Origin of the sequence: Nocardioides alkalitolerans (genome assembly GCA_038184435.1) — a bacterium.
Classification (GTDB): Bacteria; Actinomycetota; Actinomycetes; order Propionibacteriales; family Nocardioidaceae; genus Nocardioides; species Nocardioides alkalitolerans_A.
The window spans coordinates 2,836,785-2,855,685 of the sequence record CP116227.1; the positions used below are offsets into that span (position 1 = coordinate 2,836,785).

The 18,901-nt window shown below is 74.3% G+C and carries 18 protein-coding genes and 1 tRNA gene; 8 read left to right on the forward strand and 11 right to left on the reverse strand.

Going from position 1 to position 18,901, the window contains the following annotated elements:
* Positions 1-40: 40 nt before the first annotated feature.
* Entirely contained in the window at positions 41-775 is a 735-nt protein-coding gene (locus PIR53_13515) for a DUF4184 family protein (GenBank protein ID WZH51033.1), read from the reverse strand.
* Between the two features lie 23 nt (positions 776-798).
* Between PIR53_13515 and PIR53_13520 the strand changes: the two genes are divergently transcribed.
* Positions 799-1,254: a hypothetical protein gene (locus tag PIR53_13520; GenBank protein ID WZH51034.1), complete on the forward strand. Its 456-nt coding sequence runs from the start codon at positions 799-801 to the stop codon at positions 1,252-1,254.
* A 12-nt stretch (positions 1,255-1,266) separates the two neighbouring features.
* Here PIR53_13520 and PIR53_13525 read toward each other — a convergent pair whose 3' ends face one another.
* From PIR53_13525 to PIR53_13535, 3 genes are all read right to left on the reverse strand, one after another.
* Positions 1,267-2,877 (reverse strand): DASS family sodium-coupled anion symporter, encoded by a 1,611-nt coding sequence (locus PIR53_13525; protein ID WZH51035.1) that lies wholly within the window; start codon positions 2,875-2,877, stop codon positions 1,267-1,269.
* Positions 2,878-2,958: 81 nt separating this feature from the next.
* Positions 2,959-3,801 carry a prephenate dehydratase gene (locus tag PIR53_13530; GenBank protein ID WZH51036.1) on the reverse strand — a complete coding sequence of 281 codons (843 nt, stop codon included), beginning with the start codon at positions 3,799-3,801 and terminating at the stop codon, positions 2,959-2,961.
* A gap of 56 nt (positions 3,802-3,857) precedes the next feature.
* Positions 3,858-4,556, reverse strand: a complete 699-nt coding sequence (locus PIR53_13535) for a dihydrofolate reductase family protein (protein ID WZH51037.1) — start codon at positions 4,554-4,556, stop codon at positions 3,858-3,860.
* 151 nt (positions 4,557-4,707) lie between these two features.
* Between PIR53_13535 and PIR53_13540 the strand changes: the two genes are divergently transcribed.
* Positions 4,708-7,269, forward strand: coding sequence for a hypothetical protein (locus PIR53_13540; protein ID WZH51038.1), 2,562 nt, complete (start codon positions 4,708-4,710; stop codon positions 7,267-7,269).
* A gap of 130 nt (positions 7,270-7,399) precedes the next feature.
* Positions 7,400-8,503: a Glu/Leu/Phe/Val dehydrogenase dimerization domain-containing protein gene (locus tag PIR53_13545; GenBank protein WZH51039.1), complete on the forward strand. Its 1,104-nt coding sequence runs from the start codon at positions 7,400-7,402 to the stop codon at positions 8,501-8,503.
* Between the two features lie 58 nt (positions 8,504-8,561).
* Here PIR53_13545 and PIR53_13550 read toward each other — a convergent pair whose 3' ends face one another.
* Both PIR53_13550 and PIR53_13555 read right to left on the reverse strand, forming a co-directional pair.
* The gene (locus PIR53_13550) at positions 8,562-8,741 is read right to left on the reverse strand and encodes a DUF3073 domain-containing protein (protein ID WZH51040.1); all 180 of its coding nucleotides are present in this window, start codon (positions 8,739-8,741) and stop codon (positions 8,562-8,564) included.
* Between the two features lie 166 nt (positions 8,742-8,907).
* Positions 8,908-9,366: a GatB/YqeY domain-containing protein gene (locus PIR53_13555; protein WZH51041.1), complete on the reverse strand. Its 459-nt coding sequence runs from the start codon at positions 9,364-9,366 to the stop codon at positions 8,908-8,910.
* 131 nt (positions 9,367-9,497) lie between these two features.
* On the opposite strand from PIR53_13555, the gene PIR53_13560 reads away from it, so the two are divergent.
* The 3 genes from PIR53_13560 (at position 9,498) to PIR53_13570 (ending at position 11,760) form a co-directional block, all read left to right on the forward strand.
* A complete protein-coding gene (locus PIR53_13560; protein WZH54456.1) occupies positions 9,498-10,391 on the forward strand; it encodes a metallophosphoesterase in 894 nt (297 codons plus the stop codon).
* A gap of 69 nt (positions 10,392-10,460) precedes the next feature.
* A tRNA-Pro gene (locus PIR53_13565) sits at positions 10,461-10,534 on the forward strand.
* A 92-nt stretch (positions 10,535-10,626) separates the two neighbouring features.
* The gene (locus PIR53_13570) at positions 10,627-11,760 is read left to right on the forward strand and encodes a hypothetical protein (protein WZH51042.1); all 1,134 of its coding nucleotides are present in this window, start codon (positions 10,627-10,629) and stop codon (positions 11,758-11,760) included.
* A 156-nt stretch (positions 11,761-11,916) separates the two neighbouring features.
* On the opposite strand, the gene fbaA is transcribed toward PIR53_13570, so the two are convergent.
* The 3 genes from fbaA to PIR53_13585 all read right to left on the reverse strand — a co-directional run bounded on the left by fbaA (position 11,917) and on the right by PIR53_13585 (position 14,708).
* The gene (gene fbaA, locus PIR53_13575; protein WZH51043.1) at positions 11,917-12,951 is read right to left on the reverse strand and encodes a class II fructose-bisphosphate aldolase; all 1,035 of its coding nucleotides are present in this window, start codon (positions 12,949-12,951) and stop codon (positions 11,917-11,919) included.
* Positions 12,952-13,041: 90 nt separating this feature from the next.
* Complete coding sequence (gene corA / locus PIR53_13580; GenBank protein WZH51044.1) at positions 13,042-14,124, reverse strand: magnesium/cobalt transporter CorA; 1,083 nt, start codon at positions 14,122-14,124, stop codon at positions 13,042-13,044.
* Positions 14,125-14,270: 146 nt separating this feature from the next.
* Positions 14,271-14,708, reverse strand: a complete 438-nt coding sequence (locus tag PIR53_13585) for an Hsp20 family protein (GenBank protein WZH54457.1) — start codon at positions 14,706-14,708, stop codon at positions 14,271-14,273.
* 126 nt (positions 14,709-14,834) lie between these two features.
* On the opposite strand from PIR53_13585, the gene PIR53_13590 reads away from it, so the two are divergent.
* Positions 14,835-15,128: a MerR family transcriptional regulator gene (locus tag PIR53_13590; protein ID WZH51045.1), complete on the forward strand. Its 294-nt coding sequence runs from the start codon at positions 14,835-14,837 to the stop codon at positions 15,126-15,128.
* A 146-nt stretch (positions 15,129-15,274) separates the two neighbouring features.
* Complete coding sequence (locus tag PIR53_13595) at positions 15,275-16,327, forward strand: 2-keto-3-deoxygluconate permease (protein ID WZH51046.1); 1,053 nt, start codon at positions 15,275-15,277, stop codon at positions 16,325-16,327.
* Between the two features lie 51 nt (positions 16,328-16,378).
* Here PIR53_13595 and PIR53_13600 read toward each other — a convergent pair whose 3' ends face one another.
* Positions 16,379-17,590, reverse strand: a complete 1,212-nt coding sequence (locus PIR53_13600) for a helix-turn-helix domain-containing protein (GenBank protein ID WZH51047.1) — start codon at positions 17,588-17,590, stop codon at positions 16,379-16,381.
* Positions 17,591-17,599: 9 nt separating this feature from the next.
* Positions 17,600-18,727: an alcohol dehydrogenase catalytic domain-containing protein gene (locus tag PIR53_13605; protein ID WZH51048.1), complete on the reverse strand. Its 1,128-nt coding sequence runs from the start codon at positions 18,725-18,727 to the stop codon at positions 17,600-17,602.
* Between the last annotated feature and the right edge of the window lie 174 nt (positions 18,728-18,901).

The following is an 18,901-nucleotide window of genomic DNA, read 5'->3' on the forward strand; positions in this document are numbered from 1 at the left end:
TCACCGGGGGTCACCAGGGGTCACCGGGGGTCACCGGGGGTCACCGGCGGGCCAGGCGCAGCACGTGCCACGCCCCGGCCGCCAGCAGCAGCGCGGCGACGAGCGCCACGAGCCCGTGCACGACGCCGTCGAACGCGACGGCGTGCAGCCCCTGCGGCACCCGGAGGACCGCCGTCACCAGGGCGACCAGCGCCGCCGCGCCGACCGCGAGCTCCAGGAGGGGCACCCCGGTGACCCGCGGGGGTACGGCGCGGGTCGGCCGCGACCGCAGCCACAGCACCGCCGCGCCGGCCACGACGGCCATCCCGACGACGCCCGAGCCGTACTGCAGCCACTTGCCCCCCGGCAGCGGCCCCTGCTGCGCCGCCAGCCACGGGATCGCCTCCCAGCCCCAGCGGCCGGGGTGGGTGAACGAGTCCCAGGCCACGTGGGTCAGGGCGCCGACCGCCCCGGCGACCGGCACCCACGCCCACGCGCGCGGGGCCAGCGCGACGTGGGGGGCGAGGCGGCGGCGTACCGGGGTCGGGGCGAGACCGACGAGGGCGTCGCGCACGACCGTGGACCAGACGAGCACCACGACGGTCGTCGCGAGCGGCGCGTAGAGGGCGATGCCCAGCGGGGAGTGCGTCACCCCGTACGCCGCGTGCTCGCCCGCGAAGAGCGGCACGTCGGGCACCATCGTGCCGACGACGAGCGGCGTCAGCGGCAGTCCCCGGCGGGCGGTGAGCCGCGCCAGCGGCAGCACGAGCGCCGGGTGGGCGACGGTGATCGGCACGGGCGCGAGCCTACGATCCGGGTATGCCGATCGTCGTCGCCCTCCACGTCGCGCCGGCCCACCGAGCGCCGATGGTGCCGGTCGACCAGGTCGAGGCCGTGGCCGGACGCGGGCTCGTCGGCGACCGCTTCTTCGGCGCCCGGCACCGGCACGTGACCGTGCAGACCGCGGACGACCTGGCGAGCGCCGCACGGCGGCTCGGCCGCGACGTACCGGCTCCGCGCACGCGGCGGAACGTCACCCTCGACCACGGCCCGCTCCCGACGGCGCCCGGATCGCGCCTGCGGCTCGCCGGCCTCGACCTGGAGGTGGTGCGGGTGGCGGCACCCTGCCGGATCATGGACGACGAGCTCGGGCCGGGCGGCAAGATCGCGCTCATCCGCCGCGGCGGGGTCGTGTGCCGGCTGCTCGACTCGGGCGTGGTGCGGCTCGGCGACCCGTGCGACCTCGAGCCGCCGAACGAGGACCGGCTGTTCTGAGGGCCGGCGGGCTCAGCCCAGCCCCAGCACCTCGACCATCAGCGGGAGGAGCAGCACGATGAGCACCGCACCCAGGACGTCGAAGGAGATGCCGGTGCGGATCATGCGGGTGATCGGCACGGTCCCCGAGCCGTAGACGATGGCGTTCTGCGGCGTCGAGACCGGCAGCATGAAGCCGAAGGACGCGCCGAAGGTCGCCGCCAGCGCGGGCACGAACGGATTCACGTCCGCCGCCATCGCGATGGGGATGAGGATCGGCACGACCACCGCTGCGGCCGCTGTGTTGCTCGTGGTCTCCGACACCACGATCGCCAGCGTCACGGAGAACACCGTGATGAGGAACGTGCTCGTGAGACCCAACCGGTCCGACGCCCCGTTGCCGAGCGTCTCGGCGAGTCCGGACGACTCCAGCAGGCTGCCGAAGATGATGCCGGTGCCGAAGAGCACGACCGTGCCCCAGTCGATGCCGGCGGCGTCGCTCCACCGCAGGGTGAACTCGCGGTCGGCCCAGCGCGTGGGGAGCAGGAAGAGGAGGGCCGCACCCAGGATGGCGACGACGCCCTCGTCGAGGCGGTCGCTCACCGTCGTGTAGGTGCTCGAGTCCGTGCCGGCGACGACCGCCACGATGCCCGGCAGGATCCACAGCGTCACGGTCACCGCGAACGCGACCAGCGTGTTCCGCTCGGCGACCGAGAGCTTCCCCAGCTGCGCGCGCTCCGCCCGCACGTACTCCTCGACGCCCTCCAGGTCGCGCGTCTCGGGACGGTTCAGCAGCAGGATGACGACGGCCAGCGCCACGAACATGAGCGAGCAGATCGGCGCCGCCATGACCATCCAGTCGAGGAACGAGATGCGCTCGCCCGTCGCCTCCTCGATGAGGCCGCGGCCGATGAGGTTGGGGGGCGAGCCCACGGGGGTCAGCAACCCGCCGACGCTCGCGCCGTAGGCCAGCATCAGCATGAGGGCGGCCCCCACCCGGAGCCGGAGCGGGTCGAAGTCGGCCGCCACGGTGCCCCGGTCCTGCAGCAGCTTGGCGATGACCGTGAGGATCCCGATCGCCGTCGGCATGAGCATCGCGACGGTCGCCGTGTTGGAGACGAAGGCCGAGAGCAGGGCGGTGATGGCCCCGAAGGCCAGGATCACGCGGAAGGTCGAGCGACCGACGCCGGGCAGGCTGAGCACGAAGATCGCGAAGCGGCGCGCGACGCCGTGCTTGAGCATGGCCTGGGCCAGGATGAACGCGCCGATGAAGGTGAAGACGGTCGAGGACCCGAAGGGCGCCAACGCCTCGTCGGCCGTGGCGACGCCGAGCACGACGATCGCGCCGATGCCGATGAAGCCGCCGATGGGGATCGGGACCGGTTCGGTCACCCACAGCACGATGACGCCCAGGAGCACCGCCGCGAGCAGGTGCTGGTCACCCTCCAGCCCGGTCGGGAGCAGCCAGAAGACGACCGCGACCAGCGGCGCCAGCACGAGACCCGCCGTGCGACGCCCCTTCTCGAACCGCTCCTCGCGCGGCGACAGCTTCTGCTCTCCGAGGCTGCGGTACGTCGCAGTGTCGAGGAAGGCCGCGTCGACATCGGTCCTGCCGCCCGAGGGGCGGTCCTGCGTGGAGGTCATGGCGCTCCCGGGGTCAGGTGCGCGGCACCCGGCTGCGCACCGCGCCTGTGTCCTGGATCACAGTACCCGTGCGCGGGCGGCTCACGCCTCCGAGCGGTGCGGGTCGGCAGGGTAGACGCCGAGGATCTTGACCTCGTGGGTGAAGAAGCGCAGCTCCTCGAGCGCGCGGGCGAGACCGACGTCGTCGGGGTGGCCATCGACCTCGGCGAGGAACTGCGTCGCCGTGAAGTGGCCGCCGACCATGTAGGACTCGAGCTTCGTCATGTTGACGCCGTTGGTGGCGAACCCGCCGAGCGCCTTGTAGAGCGCCGCCGGCAGGTTGCGGACGTGGAAGACGAAGCTGGTGACGACCGGGCCGTTGCCGGCCGCCGCCCGCTGCGGCTCCGGGGAGAGCACGACGAAGCGCGTCGTGTTGTGGTCCTCGTCCTCGACGTCGGCGGCGAGCACCTCGAGACCGTAGATCTCGGCGGCCAGCGGCGGGGCGATGGCGGCCTGCGTCGGGTCGCCCGACTCGGCCACCTCCCGCGCGGCTCCGGCGGTGTCGCCGGAGATGACCGGCCGCCAGCCGTTGCCGGTGATGATGCGGCGGCACTGCCCCAACGCGTGCACGTGGCTGTGCACCGTGCGGATGGTCTCCGTCGTCGCCCCCGGCACGGCCATGAGGTGGAACTGGATGCGGAGGAAGTGCTCCGCCACGATGTGCAGGTTGGTGGTCGGCAGGAAGTGGTGGATGTCGGCCACCCGACCGGCCAGCGTGTTGTCGATCGGGATCATCGCCAGGTCGGCGTCGCCGCGCTCGACGGTCGCGAACACCTCCTCGAACGAGGCGCACGGCACGGCCTCGAGCTCGGGGTAGTGGCGCCGGCTGACGATGTGGGAGTTCGCGCCGGGCTCACCCTGGTACGCGATCCGTCGAGTTGTCACGATCGCTGATCCTCGCACCGCCGGTCGCCCGGCGTCGCGGCAGTATCAGCGCACGATCAGCGGAGGACGTCCCAGCGCCCCAGCAGCGTGCTGTCCTCCTCGAGCAGCAGCTGCAGGTCGAGCGCCGCGTCGACGGGCGGGCCGGCGGTGATGCGCGGCCGGTCGCCGGCGACGATCCGGGGGACGTACGTCGCGCACAGCTCGTCCGCGACGTGGCTGGCCAGCAGGTCCCGCAGCAGGTGGGGACCGCCCTCGGCGAGGAGGCGCACGAAGCCCTGCTCGACGAGCCGCTGACGCAGCTCGGACAGGTCGACGCTGTGGGAGCCGAGCACCAGCACGTTGTCGTCGCCGAGCACCCGCCGCGCCTCGCTCAGGCCGTCGGCGGTGGCGCAGGTCGCCAGCAGCACCGCGCCGGGCTCGGCGTCCCGCAGCTGCTCCGGCACCTGGCCGCGGCGGCTCACGAGCACGAGCGGCAGCTCCCCCGCCTGGTAGGTCTCCGCGGCCGCCGTGCCCGCACCGACGACCACGACGTCCGCCAGCGAGCGGATCGCGCCGAAGACCCGGTTGTCGGCGGGCGTGTGGATCGAGTCGGAACGCTCGGAGTCGCCGGTCGCCGCCCCGTCGACGGTGCTCACCATGTTGACCCGCAGCCAGTCCCGTCCGGCCGGCGGCGCGTAGAGCGTCGCCAGCTGGTCGTCCGACACCTCGGTCGCGCCGTCGTGGGCCGGGTTGCGTCGGTCGAGCAGCACGCGCACGGGGGATCTCCTCGGGGGTCGGATCGGGGTGGGGTCGGGCCGGGGAGCGCCCACCCTACGACCGCCGCCCGCGGAGTCGAGTACCCGTACTCACCCCACCTGAGTCGCCCGGTCGTCGTGCCGCGCGTGCGTCTGCGGCTGGATGGGGGGCATGCTCTTCGCCGACCGCACCTGCTGCCCCGACTGCCGTTCCGCGCTCGTCGCCGGGCGTGACGAGTGCCCCCGCTGCGCGATCCGTCTCACCGGCGACGTCGCGTGGCAGCTGTTCGCCACGCTCGAGCGGGCCGACCAGCTGGTCCTGCGCCTGCGCGCCGAGGCCCGCTCCCGCACGTCAGCTCCCGTCGCTGCTCCCGTCGCTGCTCCCGTCGGCCCGGCCGCCGCTCCGCGCGCGGGCGCGACGTCGATGACGGCCGGGCTCGCGGCGTACCCGCGCCCGGCGGCCCGGACCGCCGCCCCGACCGCCGCGCCCGACGCTCCCGCCGCTCCCGCCGCCCCGCAGCAGCGGGGCATGCTCGAGTCGGGCGTCCCGAAGCTCCTGCTGGGTCTCGGCGCCGCCTGCCTCCTCGTGGGGGCGCTGGTGTTCCTGGCGGTCGCGTGGGTGCTCATGGGCGTCGAGGGCCGCACGGCGGTGCTCCTGGGGACGACCGTGGGCGCCGGCGCGCTCACCGTCGTGCTGGCCCGTCGCGGCCTGCCCGCGGCCAGCGAGGCGCTCGCCGCGGTCACCTCCGGGCTCACCCTCCTCGCCTGCGTCGGCGCGGACGCGGCCGGCTGGCTCGGCAACCCGCCCGACGGCGTGCTGCCGGCCCAGGTCGGCGCGGTCCTCGGAGCGCTGGGGGCGGGGCTGGCGCTCGGCGCGCGGCGTACGCCGCTGGGTCGCCTCCTCACCGGCGAGGTGGTCGTGGCGCTGGGTGCGGTGCTCGTGACGATCGGTACGACGATCGCCGCGCCCGCGGCGGAGCTCGGCCTCGTCGTGGGGACGCTCCTGCTCGGCGCGATCGCGCTGCTCGCCCGGCTCGGCGGGCTGCGTCTCCTGCCGGCGTTGGCCGCCGGCAGCGCCGGCCTCACCTGGCTGCTGCTCGCCGGGGCCGGTCTCGGGCGCGCGCTCACCGACGTCTCCGTGGCCGCGCTCTGGGGTCGGGCCGAGGTGTGGCCGCTGCTCGCGGCCACCGTGCTCGCGCTCGCCGCGCCGGTCGTCCCGATCCTCCCCCGCGGCCTGCGGGTGACGGCGCTCGGTGCCGCCGGCACCGCCCTGGCCCCCGCCCTCCTGCTGCCGCTGCACGACGTCTCGTTCGACGCCGGCGTCGTCGGCTGGTCGCTCCTGCTGCTGCTCGTCGCGGCGGCCGCGCGGCTGGTCCCCACCGGCTGGCGAGCGGCGCTCGTCGGGCCGGGCGGAGCCGCCGTGCTCGTCCCCCTCGTCGCCCTCGTCGACGTGCTCGGTCGCGCCACCGACGCCCTGCTGACGCCGACGGGCGACCTGCGCCTCCTCGGCGCGACGACCCTCCTGACCCACCCGTGGCTGGCCCTCGTGGTCGCCGCGGCCCTGGCTGCCGCCGTCGTGGCGGTGCTCGACCAGCACGTCCCCGCGTCGCGCGGGGACCGCGGGGGCGTGCTGCCCCCGGCGCCCGTCCTCGCGTCGGTCGCCGGGTTCCTCGCGGCGACCGGGGTGGCGGTGACGGCGACCTACGCCGTGCCGCTCGCCCTGGTCGTCGCCCAGCTCCTCGTCGTCGCCGTGAGCGCGGAGGCGCTCGCCACGCCGCCCGCGCTGCGTCGCCGGCGCCGGGCCGCGACCGCCGGCGCCGGGGCCGCCCTCGTGGCCGCGCTCGCCGCGGTCCTCGTCGCGACGCCCGGCGCCGCGCTCCAGGCCCTCGCCCTCGTCGTGCTCGTCGGGGTCGCCGCGGGTGCCGCCGTCCTGCTCCGCACCGGTCTCGGCACCCTCGCCCTCGCGCTCGTCGCCCCCGCGTCCGCCCTCCTCGTCGTCGACCTCGGCCGGGTCGCCGGGCTGCGCCCGGAGCCCGTGCTGGCCGTCGCCGTCGCCGTGGTCGGCCTGCTGCTCGTGGCCGTGGCCCGACCGGTGAACGAGGTGGCCGTCGCCCTGACCGCCACGGTGCTGACCGCCGCGGTGACGGTGGGCGAGGACCCGCTGACGTGGTGGGCCGTGCACCTCACGATCGCGGGCGCGGCCGCGGCCCTCGCGGCCGTCGTGCGCCCGGCGCGCCGCCCTCTCGCCTGGGTCGGCGGAGCACTGCTGGTGCTCGCCTCCTGGGTGCGGCTCGCCGACACGGGCGTCACCGTCCCCGAGGCGTACACGCTGCCCGCCGCTCTCGTCCTCCTGACGGTCGGCGTCGTGGCCCTCGTGCGCGACCCGCGCCGGCGGAGCACGCCGATGCTCCTCAGCGGGCTGGTCCTCGCGCTCGGCCCGAGCACGCTGCTGGCCCTCGACGAGCCGGCCACGCTCCGCGGCCTCCTGGTCGCGCTCGCGAGCCTGGTCCTGGTCCTGGGCGGCGCGTCGCTCCGCTGGAGCGCTCCCCTCGTGGCCGGGTCCGTGGCCGGCGCCCTGCTCCTGCTGCGCGCGCTCGCGCCGTACGCCGCGGAGCTGCCGCCGTACGTCGTCATGATCGCCGCCGGCGCGCTGCTCGTGACGGTCGGCGTGACGTGGGAGAGCCGGCTGGCCTCGCTGCGGCGCGGACGCCGGTACGTCGCGCGCCTCCGGTGACGCCCGCGGCTCCCTCCTCGGGGCTCGCCCCGGGTCCGTGGCGTCATAGGCTGGGTGTCGCCCGCGCCACACCCCCGGCGCCGGCGGCCCCGCGTCGCCCACCCCCGCGACGCCCGACGACAGGAGCGCCATGAGCACCACCCCCTCCGCGAGCCCCGCGACCGACGTGTTCGAGCTGGCCGCCGGCCACGAGCAGGTCGTGTTCGCCAACGACCCCGCGACCGGGCTCCGCGCCATCATCGCGGTGCACTCGACGGCCCTCGGCCCCGGGCTCGGCGGCACCCGCTTCCACCCCTACGCCTCGACCGCGGACGCGCTGCGCGACGTGCTCGACCTGTCGCGCGGGATGTCCTACAAGGCGGCGCTCGCCGGGCTCGACCTCGGCGGCGGCAAGGCCGTCATCATCGGCGACCCCCGCCGCGACAAGTCGGAGGCGCTGCTCCGCGCCTACGGGCGCTTCGTGCAGTCGCTCGGCGGGCGCTACCTCACGGCCTGCGACGTCGGGACCTACTCGGTCGACATGGACCACGTCGCCCGCGAGTGCGACTACGTGACGGGCCGCACCGTCGCCCACGGCGGCGCCGGGGACAGCTCGGTGCTGACGGCGTACGGCGTGTTCCAGGGCATGCGGGCCGCCGCGCAGCGACTCTGGGGCGAGCCCACCCTGGCCGGCCGCACGGTCGGCGTGGCCGGCGTCGGCAAGGTGGGGCGCCACCTCGTCGGCCTGCTCGTCGAGGACGGCGCGGACGTCGTCGTCACGGACGTCTACGCGCCGGCCGTCGAGGCCGTGCTCGCGGACCACCCCCGCGGCGTGCGGGCGGTCGGCTCCACCGATGAGCTGGTGCGCGAGGACATCGACGTCTACGCACCGTGCGCGCTGGGGGGCGCGCTCGACGACGACACCATGGGCGTGCTCAAGGCGAAGGTCGTGTGCGGCGCCGCCAACAACCAGCTGCCCCGGCCCGACTCGGCCGACCGCGTCGCCGACGCCGGGATCCTCTACGCCCCCGACTACTGCGTGAACGCGGGCGGCCTCATCCAGGTCGCCGACGAGCGCGAGGGCTTCTCGTTCGACCGCGCGAAGCAGCGCGCCTCGGGGATCTTCGACACCACGGCGGCCGTCTTCGAGCTGGCCGAGAAGGAGCAGGTCACCCCGGCCGTCGCCGCCGACCGGCTCGCGGAGCAGCGGATGCGCGACGTGGGGCGCCTGCGGGGCATCTGGCTGGGCGCCTGACCCCACGCAAGAGACGACACCCCCAGGCTCGTCGAGCCTGGGGGTGTCGTCTCACACGTCAATCACGAGGTGGGCGGTAGTCGGCCCAGTCGCCGAAGTCATCCGGCTCGGTCGTGTCGTCGTCGTCGCTACCGCCATGCAGCTCCCGCGCGAGAGCACCGAGATCGGTGTCGTGCGTGCGGTACTTCAGGTCGCGTGCGACCTTCGCCTGCTTGGCCTTTGCTCGGCCGCGCCCCATAGGGTCGACCCCCTCGCGCTTGGCCGGGGCTCGGAGGCACCCGGACTAGTTGTCTGTGTCGTGGGGGCAACGCTACCTGTTCGGTGGTCGTTCCCGCACACTCGCCGGCACTTTGGACGTACGCCCTCGGCGAAACCGGCCCCCGGGTGCCGCGCGGCGGTCCCCGTCAGCCCAGCTGACGACGCACCTCGGCCGCGACGGCGCCACCGTCGGCACGGCCCTTGACCTGCGGCTGGACCACTCCCATGACCTTGCCCATGGCCCGCATGCCCTCCCCCGCGGCACCCGTCTGCTCGATCGCGGCAGTGACGATCGCCTCGATCTCGGCGTCGCTCAGCCCCTCGGGGAGGTAGGCCGCGATGACCTCCGCCTCGGCCCGCTCCTTCTCCGCGCTCTCGGCCCGTCCGCCCTCGGCGAAGGCGGTCGCCGCCTCGCGCCGCTTCTTCGCCTCCTTCTCGAGGATCCCGAGCACGTCGGCGTCGTCGAGCTCCCGCTGCTCCTTGCCGGAGACCTCGGCGTTGGTGACGGCCGTCAGCACCATCCGCAGCGTCGAGGCACGCAGCTGCTCGCGGGCCTTCATGGCGGTGGTGAGGTCGGCGCGGAGACGGTCCTTCAGGGTGCTCATGACGACGATTGTGGCAGCCTGTCGGGGTGTCGCCCACCGCATTCCCCGTCCGTCCGTCCCACCGCCCCGGCTCGGGGCGGCTCGCGCGACGGGTCGGCCGCGACGCCGCACGGCTCGTCGCCGGCGGAGCGGTGGCCGGCGCGGCGACCCTGGCGTACGCCGCGTGGGAGGCCCGCCGCTACACGCTGCGCGAGGTGGACCTGCCGATCCTGCCGCCGGGCACGGCGCCGCTGCGCGCGCTGCACCTCTCCGACATCCACCTCGTCCCGACGCAGGCCCGGAAGATCGCCTGGCTGCGCGACCTGGCCGGCCTGCGGCCCGACCTCGTCATCGACACCGGCGACAACCTGGCCCACCCCGACGCCGTACCCGTCCTCCTCGACGCGCTCGGCGACCTCCTCGACGTCCCGGGCGTGCACGTGCTGGGGTCGAACGACTACTTCGCGCCGTCGCGACGCAACCCCCTGCGCTACCTCGCACCCGACGACGGCCAGCGCAACACCCACACCCCCGAGCTGCCCTGGCGCAGCCTCAAGGCGGAGCTCGCGCGCGCCGGGTGGCGCGACCTCACCAACCGGCGGGACGTCCTCGACGTGCGCGGCGTGCGCCTCGTGCTGGGGGGTCTCGACGACCCGCACCTCGGGTACGACGACCTCGGCGCCATCGCCGGCCCCGCGCGCACCGGCCTCGGCGCCGACGCCGACGTCGCGCTGGGGGTCGTGCACGCGCCGTACCTCCGGGTGCTCGACCAGATGGCCCGGGACGGGTACGACGCGGTCATCGCCGGCCACACCCACGGGGGCCAGGTGTGCCTGCCGTTCGTCGGCGCGCTCACCACCAACTGCGACCTCGAGCCCGCGCGGGCCAAGGGGCTGCACCGGCACCCGGCCGACTCAGCGCCGGGCGACCCGGGGTCGAGCTGGCTGCACGTCTCGGCGGGCCTCGGCACGGCGCCGTCCATGCGGGTGCGCACCTTCTGCCGGCCCGAGGCGACCCTCCTGACGCTGACGCCGAGGACCGCCTGACACCCGATTGGGAGGACCGTCCGGGGCTCGGCTATGCTCACGACCGCTCGTGTGCCGGAAGGCCACGATCGGGCTGTGGCGCAGCTTGGTAGCGCGCCTCGTTCGGGACGAGGAGGCCGCAGGTTCAAATCCTGTCAGCCCGACAGACGGACGGCCGGACCCACGGGTCCGGCCGTCCTGCATTTCCGGCCGGGGATCCCCGATCGGGAGCCGCCCTGCGTGACAGACTCCCGCCATGGCCCAGAAGGACGACCGCTCGCAGGAGGAGCTCGACGCGATCGAGCAGGCCCTCCAGCTCCCCTCCTTCGGACGACGACGCCGACGCAAGGCGGCGCCGGCGGAGCCGGTGGCCCCCGCGAAGCCCGCGGCGGCGGAGCCGGTCGTGGAGCCGGAGCCGGTCGTGGAGCCGGAGCCGGTCGTGGAGCCGGAGCCGGTCGTCGAGGAGCCGGTCGTCGAGAAGCCCGCCGTCGAGTCGGCGCCCGCGCCCGTGGTCGCCCCGGCGCCCGTCGAGCCACCGCCGGTCGAGCCACCGCCGGCCGAGCCACCGCCGGTCAGTCCCGTGTCACCCGCGGCGGAACGCGCTGCTCAGGCGAAGGCGAAGCTCTCCGGCGTCCGCGAGCGTGCCGGGACCGTCGGCGGCACGCTGAGCGAACGACTCGCCGCACGGCGCCGCGGGTCGCGTCCGCCCGAGCCCGTCGCGACCGCCCAGCCGGGGCCGGAGCAGCCGGAGGCGGAGGAGGCGCCGACCGCGGTGCTGCCCGTCGCCACGCCCACGCCGGAGCCCGAGGTCGTTCCTGAACCGGAGCCCGACGTGGCTCCCGAACCGGAGCCGAAGCCCGAGCCGGAGCCCGAGCCGGAGCCCGAGCCGGAGGACGCGACGCCACCCGCCGCCGTACCGGCGGAGCCCACCGCCCAGCGCCCCTCGCGGGCTTCCGCGCTGCTCGGCCGGCTGCGCGACCTGGACCTGCCGCCCCTGCCCGAGACCGCCGCGGTCGTCGTGGCGGGCATGGCCGCCGGCGTCGTGATGACGCTGCTCGGTGGTCTCAGCCTGCAGCTCTGCTCGGTCGTGCAGGGCTCGGGCTCGTGCGGCGCGGCGGTCATCCCCATGCTCGGCGCGGCGCTGTTCGTCGCCGGGCTCGTGAGCACGAGGCTCCTGCGGGCCTGGGAGGTCGCCGACCCCGGGAGCACGACCTTCCTCGGCATCGGGCTCGTGGCGGTGGTCGTGCTGCTGTTCCTCAACGGCTCGCTGTTCTCGTGGGCGATGGCCGTCGTCGTACCCCTGCTGGCGGTCGCGATGTTCCTGCTGTCGCACTTCCTCACGACGAAGCTGTCCGAGGGCGCCGAGGACGTGCATCCACCCGGTCGCTAGCCGACCCCAGCCCGGGTCGTGGTGCCAGCCCTGCGAGAGCTGCATGCCTCGCACCACGACCGCGAGGGCTGGTGACCCGCCAGCACACGACGACGCGGCGCCCACCGGCCGGAGCCGGGGACGCCGCGTCGCGGTGCAGCGGGGTGACGAGAGGGCTCAGGCGCCCAGCGTCGTGCCCGCGGAGCTGAGGTGCTGGCACGCCTCGACGACGCGCTCGGCCATGCCGGCCTCGGCCGCCTTGCCCCACGCACGCGGGTCGTAGGCCTTCTTGTTGCCGACCTCGCCGTCGACCTTGAGCACGCCGGCGTAGTTGCTGAACATGTGGTCGACGACCGGGCGGGTGAACGCGTACTGCGTGTCGGTGTCGATGTTCATCTTGATCACGCCGTAGGACACCGCGTCGGCGATCTCCTGGGCCGTCGAGCCCGAACCGCCGTGGAAGACGAGGTCGAACGGCTTCGAGCCGGCCTCGAGGCCCAGCTTCTCGACCACGGCCTCCTGCGCCGACTTGAGGATCTCGGGGCGGAGCTTCACGTTGCCGGGCTTGTAGACGCCGTGGACGTTGCCGAAGGTCAGCGCGGTCAGGTAGCGCCCCTTCTCGCCGGTGCCGAGCGCCGCGACGGTGGCGAGCGCGTCCTCGGGGGTGGTGTAGAGGTGGTCGCCCAGACCGCCCTCGACGCCGTCCTCCTCGCCGCCGACGATGCCGATCTCGACCTCGAGCACGACCTTCGCCTCGGCGGAGAGGGCCAGGAGCTCCTCGGCGATGACGAGGTTCTCGTCGAGCGGCACGGCCGAGCCGTCCCACATGTGCGACTGGAAGAGGGGGGCCTCGCCGCGGGCGACGCGCTCCTTCGAGATCGCGAGCAGGGGCCGCACGAAGCCGTCCAGCTTGTCCTTGGGGCAGTGGTCGGTGTGCAGCGCGATGTTGACGGGGTAGCTCTTGGCCACCTCGGCCGCGTAGGCGGCGAACGCGACGGAGCCGGTCACCATGTTCTTGATCGACGGGCCGGAGAGGTACTCCGCGCCGCCCGTCGAGATCTGGATGATGCCGTCGGAGCCCGCGTCCGCGAAGCCCTTGAGGGCGGCGTTGAGGGTCTGGGACGACGAGACGTTGATGGCCGGGTAGGCGAACGACCCGGCCTTGGCCGCGTCGAGCATCTCGGCGTACTTCTCCGGGGTGGCGATGGGCATCGTGCGCTCCTCGAGGGATCGGGTGGGATCGCGGTCACCCTAGCGCCGCCGAGGCACCCCCGTACGACGCGGGCTGGACCACACCCCGGCTCAGAGCCAGCCGCGGCGGCGGAACACCAGGAACAGCGCCAGCGCGACGAGCAGCATCATGCCGAGCGCCATCGGGTAGCCGTAGCGCCAGTCGAGCTCGGGCATCTCCGCGAAGTTCATGCCGTAGACCCCGCCGACGAGCGTCGGCGCGAACAGGATGGCCGCCCAGGAGGAGATCCGCTTGACCTCCTCGCTCTGGTCGATGCCGTGCTCGGAGAGCGCCTTCATCTCCTCGTTCTGCTGCTGCGCGACCAGGGTCGCGTTGACGGTGAGGATGTCGCGGAGCAGCTGCCGGAACTCGTCGACCTGCTCGACGACGACGGTGAGGTGGTCGTCGACGTCGCGGAGGTAGCGCCGCAGCTCCTCGTCGACGCCGTACTTGCCGAAGCCGGCGGCCAGCCCCTTCACGACGGCGACGAGGGGCCGGGTGGCGCGCTGGAACTCGACCACCTCGCGGGTGAGCTCGTAGATGCGCCGCGACACGGTCGGGTCGCCGCGGAAGACCTCGTCCTCGATCTCGTCGATGTCGTTCTCGAGTCCCGCGACGACCGGCGCGTAGCCGTCGACGACGCGGTCGAGGATCGCGTAGAGCACCGCCTCCGGGCCGAGCCGGAGCAGGTCGGGGTCGCTCTCGAGCCGGTGCCGCACGGCCGCCAGGTCGGGCGCCTCGCTGTGGCGGACGCTGATGACGAAGTCGGGCCCGACGAAGAGGTGCACCTCGCCGAACTCGACCTCCTCGCGCTCGTCGACGTAGCGCGCGGGGCGCAGCACGACGAAGAGCGTGTCGTCGTAGCGCTCCAGCTTCGGCCGCTGGTGCGCGACCACCGCGTCCTCGACGGCCAGCTCGTGCAGGTCGAACTCGGCGGCGAGCGAGTCGAGCTCGTGGAGCTCGGGTCGGTAGAGCCCGATCCAGGCGGTGCCCTCGGGGTGCTCCCGCAGGCTCCGGTACGTCGCGGCGAGGCCCCCGGGGGACGCGACGCGCCGACCCTCGACGTACACGGCGCTGTCGATCACGCTGCGGCGCGGGTCCGCGGACGGTGTCGCCGCACCGGGCTCGGCGGGCTCGAACGGGCGTCGGTTCACGGTGCACCTCCTCGGGACGGACACGCCACGGTACGACGCGTGGACGGCCTCCGAGGGACGGGAGGGTGGACGGGACGCGACGGGGCGCCCCCGCCGGTGACGGCGGAGGCGCCCCTCGATCGTCGGATCGATCCGCGGCCGCGGGCTCAGGCCTCGATCGCGCGCTCGACCGGGTCACCGGCCTGGGCGACGGCGATCTTGCGGGGCTTGGCCCGTTCGGCGATCGGGACGACGAGCCGGAGCACGCCGTCGGCGTACCCCGCCTCGATGCGGTCGAGGTCGAGGTTGTCGCCGAGCACGAGCTGGCGCGTGAAGGTGCCGCGCGTGCGCTCGTTGGCGAGCATCTCCCAGTCGCCGTTGCGGGCGACCCGCTCGGCCTTGACGGTGAGGACGTTGCGCTCGACGTCGAGGTCGATGCTGTCGGCGCTGACGCCCGGCAGGTCGAACTCGATGACGAAGCGGTCACCCTCGCGCCAGGCGTCCATGGGCATCACCGCGGGCCGGTTGGTCGTGCCGGCCGGGCCGGTCAGCTGGGCCGCGAGACGGTCGAACTCGCGGAAGGGATCGATGGTTCGGAGCAGCATCACGGATTCCTCCTTCGGATCGACGATCACCGGGGCGGTGATCGTGGTGCTTTCACACCACTTAATCTGACACCACCGTTATATATTCCATGTCGCGCCGACAATCAAGTGTGCGACGATGCGTCCGTGGGACGACGACGGACGACCGGGGTGTTCGCGATCTCCGTGGCCGCGGACATGGTGGCGATGCAGGTGCAGAACCTCCGGGTCTACGAGCGCCGCGGGCTCCTGACGCCCGACCGCACGGCCGGCGGCACGCGGCTCTACAGCGAGGCCGACATCGAGCGCCTCGAGCGCATCCGCGACCTGCTGGCCGACGGCCTCAACATCGCGGGCGTCGCGCGCGTGCTGGCCCTGGAGGACGAGGTGGCGCGCCTGCGGGCCGAGAACGCGCGCCTCCACGACTCCCCCGGTCCGTGACCGCCGGCGGACCCTCGACAATTGTCGGAAGTGCGGGGCGAGGTCTTCCGCATCGGTCCGTGTCGGGCACCACACGCGATCCCTAGCGTGACGGCTGTCATAGCGCGGCGCTCCTGTTCGCCCGCACCTCTCGAAGGGAACGCCCCGTGGACAACGTCCTCCGCACGCTCGGCCGGCTGCCGGGTGCCCTGCTCATCATTCCGCTCTTCCTCGCGGCGCTGATCAACACCTTCGTGCCCGAGGTGCTCGAGATCGGCAGCTTCACCACGGCCCTGTTCCGCGACGGCGCCGTCCCGCTCATCGCGATGTTCTTCTTCGTGATGGGCTCCCAGATCCAGGTGAAGTCGCTGGGCGCCTCGGTGGAGAAGGGCATCGTGATGCTGCTCGGCAAGTACGCCGCGGCGATCGCCGTCGGCCTGGGAGTCGCCTACCTGACGCCGGAAGGCACCCTGTTCGGCCTCGTGCCGCTGGCGATCATCGCCGCGATGGGCAACTCCAACGGCGCCCTCTACATCGCGCTCACCGGCCAGTTCGGCAACAAGTCCGACAAGGGCGCCGTCGCCATGCTGTCCATCAACGACGGCCCGCTGCTCACGTTGATCGCCCTGGGCGCCGCGGGCCTGGCCGACTTCTCGCCGATGGCGCTGCTCGCGGTGTTCCTGCCGATCCTCATCGGGTTCGTGCTGGGCAACCTCAGCTCGATCGTCCGCGAGTTCCTCGCGCCCGGCGAGAAGATCATCCTGCCGTTCGCCCTGTTCGCGATCGGCGCCGGCATCGACCTCGGCGTCTTCGTCACCGCCGGTGCCGTCGGCATCCTGCTCGGCATCATGACGATCGTGCTCTCCGGCGGCATGGCGATGCTGGCCCTCCAGGCCTGGCACGTCGTGCGACGGCACCCCAAGCCGGCCCGCAACCTCATCGGCGGCGCCTGCGAGGCGACCACCGCCGGCAACGCGATCGCGACCCCGGCCGCGGTGGCCCTCGCCGACCCCAGCTACGCCGGCGTCCAGGCGGTGGCCACCACGCAGGTCGCCTCCGCCGTCGTGGTGACGGCCGTGCTGATCCCGTTCGTGGTGGTCGCGATCAGCCGGTGGCAGGAACGCCGGGGCGTCTCGCCCGAGCAGGAGGAGCACTACCTGCTGCACAAGACGCTGCTGCCGACCGACGAGCCCGGCGCCCGCAGCGAGCAACCAGCCTGAGCGCCCCCGGGCCCCGTCCCCGCGTGCCGCCGGCGCCGACCGCACCCGCGGTCAGCGACCGGCGGCTCGTGCGTCGAGAAGTCGGCGCACGAGCATGCCGACGTGCAGGCGCACCCGCACCTCGCCGTCGTCGAGGTCGAGCCCGGTGATCTCGCGGATGCGGTCGAGGCGGTAGTACAGGGTCGTGCGGTGCACGCTCAGGGCGTCCGAGGTGCTGCCGCCGGAACCGCCGTGGGCGAGGAAGGCGGCGAGCGTCTCGAGCAGGCGGCCCTGGGGGTCCGCTGCGACCAGCCGCTCGAGCTCGTCGGGCACCACGGTGGGGTCGAGCTCGTCGGCCGGGATCCGCAGCAGGGTGTCGAGCGGTCCGAGCCGCTCCCAGAGCACCGTCCGGGCACCGCCGAGCACCGGCACCGCGCGGCAGGCGAGCCGGGCACGACGTGCGGAGACCCAGGCGGTCTCGACGTCGTCGACGCCGGGCCCGATGCCGACCCGCACCTCGAACGAGCCGCCGGAGAACGCGTCCAGCTCGGCCAGCAGGCGCTCCGCGAACGTGCCCGCCGCCTCGTCCGAGAGCGTCGTCGGCGACGCGAGCACGCAGGTCGCCCGACGGTCGACGACAGCGGTGCGGCGCGTCGTGCGCGGCGGCGCGGCCGCGGCGTCGAGCGCGTGACGCAACGCCAGGTCGACCTGGTCCTGCTCCACCCCGGGGAGCGCCGCGACCTGGATCGCGAGCACCCGCAGGTGTCGGTCGACAGGCAGCGCACCGAGCTCGCGCAGACCCCCGACCGCCTCGGCGCGCGCCTCCGGATCGGTGGAGGACCAGCCCAGCACCAGCTGCTCGAGGCGCTGCGCGCGCTCGTCGGAGGCGTGCCGCTCGGCGACCACGAGGGCCCCGACGTCCCGGGCCAGCCCCTCGACCAGCACGACCTCGTCGGGGCTGAGCGAGCGGTCGTCGATGACGACGACGAACCCGAGCAGCTCGCCCTCGTGGCGCACGGGCGCGACCAGGCGGCCGAGCAGGTCGTGCTCGACGGAGGGCGGCACCCAGCCGGCGCGGGACCACCGGGCGATGCCGTGGCTGAGGAGGTAGCCGATCGGTGCGCTGCCGGCGTCGCGGTGCAGGACCGCCCGCACCCGCACCTGGTCCTCGTCGCCGAAGTGCTTGCTGGCGACGAGCAGGCGGATGTCGGGGTCGTTGAGCACGACCGAACGGCCCAGGCGGGTGCTGAGCTCGTCGATCCGTTGCTGCACGAGTGGCGTCACCGTCGCAGGCTAGACCCCGGCTGGCTCCCGGGCGCCCGAGGCCGTCGTCGTCGCACCCGCGAGCGCCTCGGCGGTGGTGACGGCCCGATCGGCGTCGGGCAGGGAGGGCAGCAGCAGCACCTTGCCCGCGTCGCCGCGCATCAGGTCGAGCGCATCGGGCAGACCGCTGAGCGGCAGCCGGTGGGTGACCAGGCGGTCGAGGTCGACGTGTCCGGCGACGACGAGCGACGACAGCTCCTCCCAGGTGCGCCAGATCGAGCGGCCCCAGCTGCCGCGCAGGGTGAGCCCGCGGGTGATGAAGGTGCGGGTGACCGGCACCGGCAGCTCGCCGGGCGCCAGGCCCACGATCATCACGGTGCCCTCGTTGCGCACGTGGTCGACGACCGCCGTCAGGGCGGGCAGCACGCCGGAGCACTCGAAGGCGACGTCGAAACCGCCGCGGTGCCGGGTGCGAGCATCGGCGACCTCGACCGGGTCGGCGTCGACGTCGACGGCGACCGCGCCCCGCTCGGCGGCGAGCCGGCGTCGCAGCGGGTTGGGCTCGCTCACGACGACGCAGCGCGCGCCCAGCGCGACGGCGATCTCAGCCTGCACCAGCCCCACGGGGCCCGCACCCGAGACGAGCACGCTGGCGCCGGCGAGCGGTCGGGCGCAGCGCAGCACGGCGTGCATGGCGCTGCCGGCCGGCTCGAGGAGCGCGGCGCTCGCGAAGGTCATCTCGTCGGGGATCTCGAAGCACATCGCGGCCGGCACGACGACCCGCTCGGCGAACGCCCCGTCGACGTCCACGCCGAGCAGCGACAGGGCGACGCAGTTGTGACCCGCACCGTCCCGGCAGGCCCAGCAACGCCCGCAGGCGAGGTGGGTCTCGACCCCGACCCGGGTGCCCACGGCCGGCCCGTCGGTGTGCGGCCCGACCTCGACCACCGTGCCGGCGACCTCGTGCCCCATCGTCACCGGCAGACGGAGACCCAGGGCCCGGGCGGCGGGCCCGTGGGCGTGGATGCTCGCGTCGGTGCCGCAGACGGAGGTCGCGGCGACCTCGATCCGCACCTCGCCGGGGCTCAGCTCCGCTTCCGGCCGGTCGTTGACCAGGGCGCAGCCCGGTCCGTCGACGGCCTTGATGACTGCACGCATGGGGCTCCTCGGGGTGCTCCGACCGATGTCGGACGCGGCGGATGTGCTGCCCGCCACGCTGCCCGGCGCGGGCGGCGCGAGGTACCGACGACGCGCGGGATCGGGCGTCGCCTTCTCCTGCGGATGTCGGAATCCGGGCCGACTCGACATCTGTCGGAAGACGGATCGGCCGCC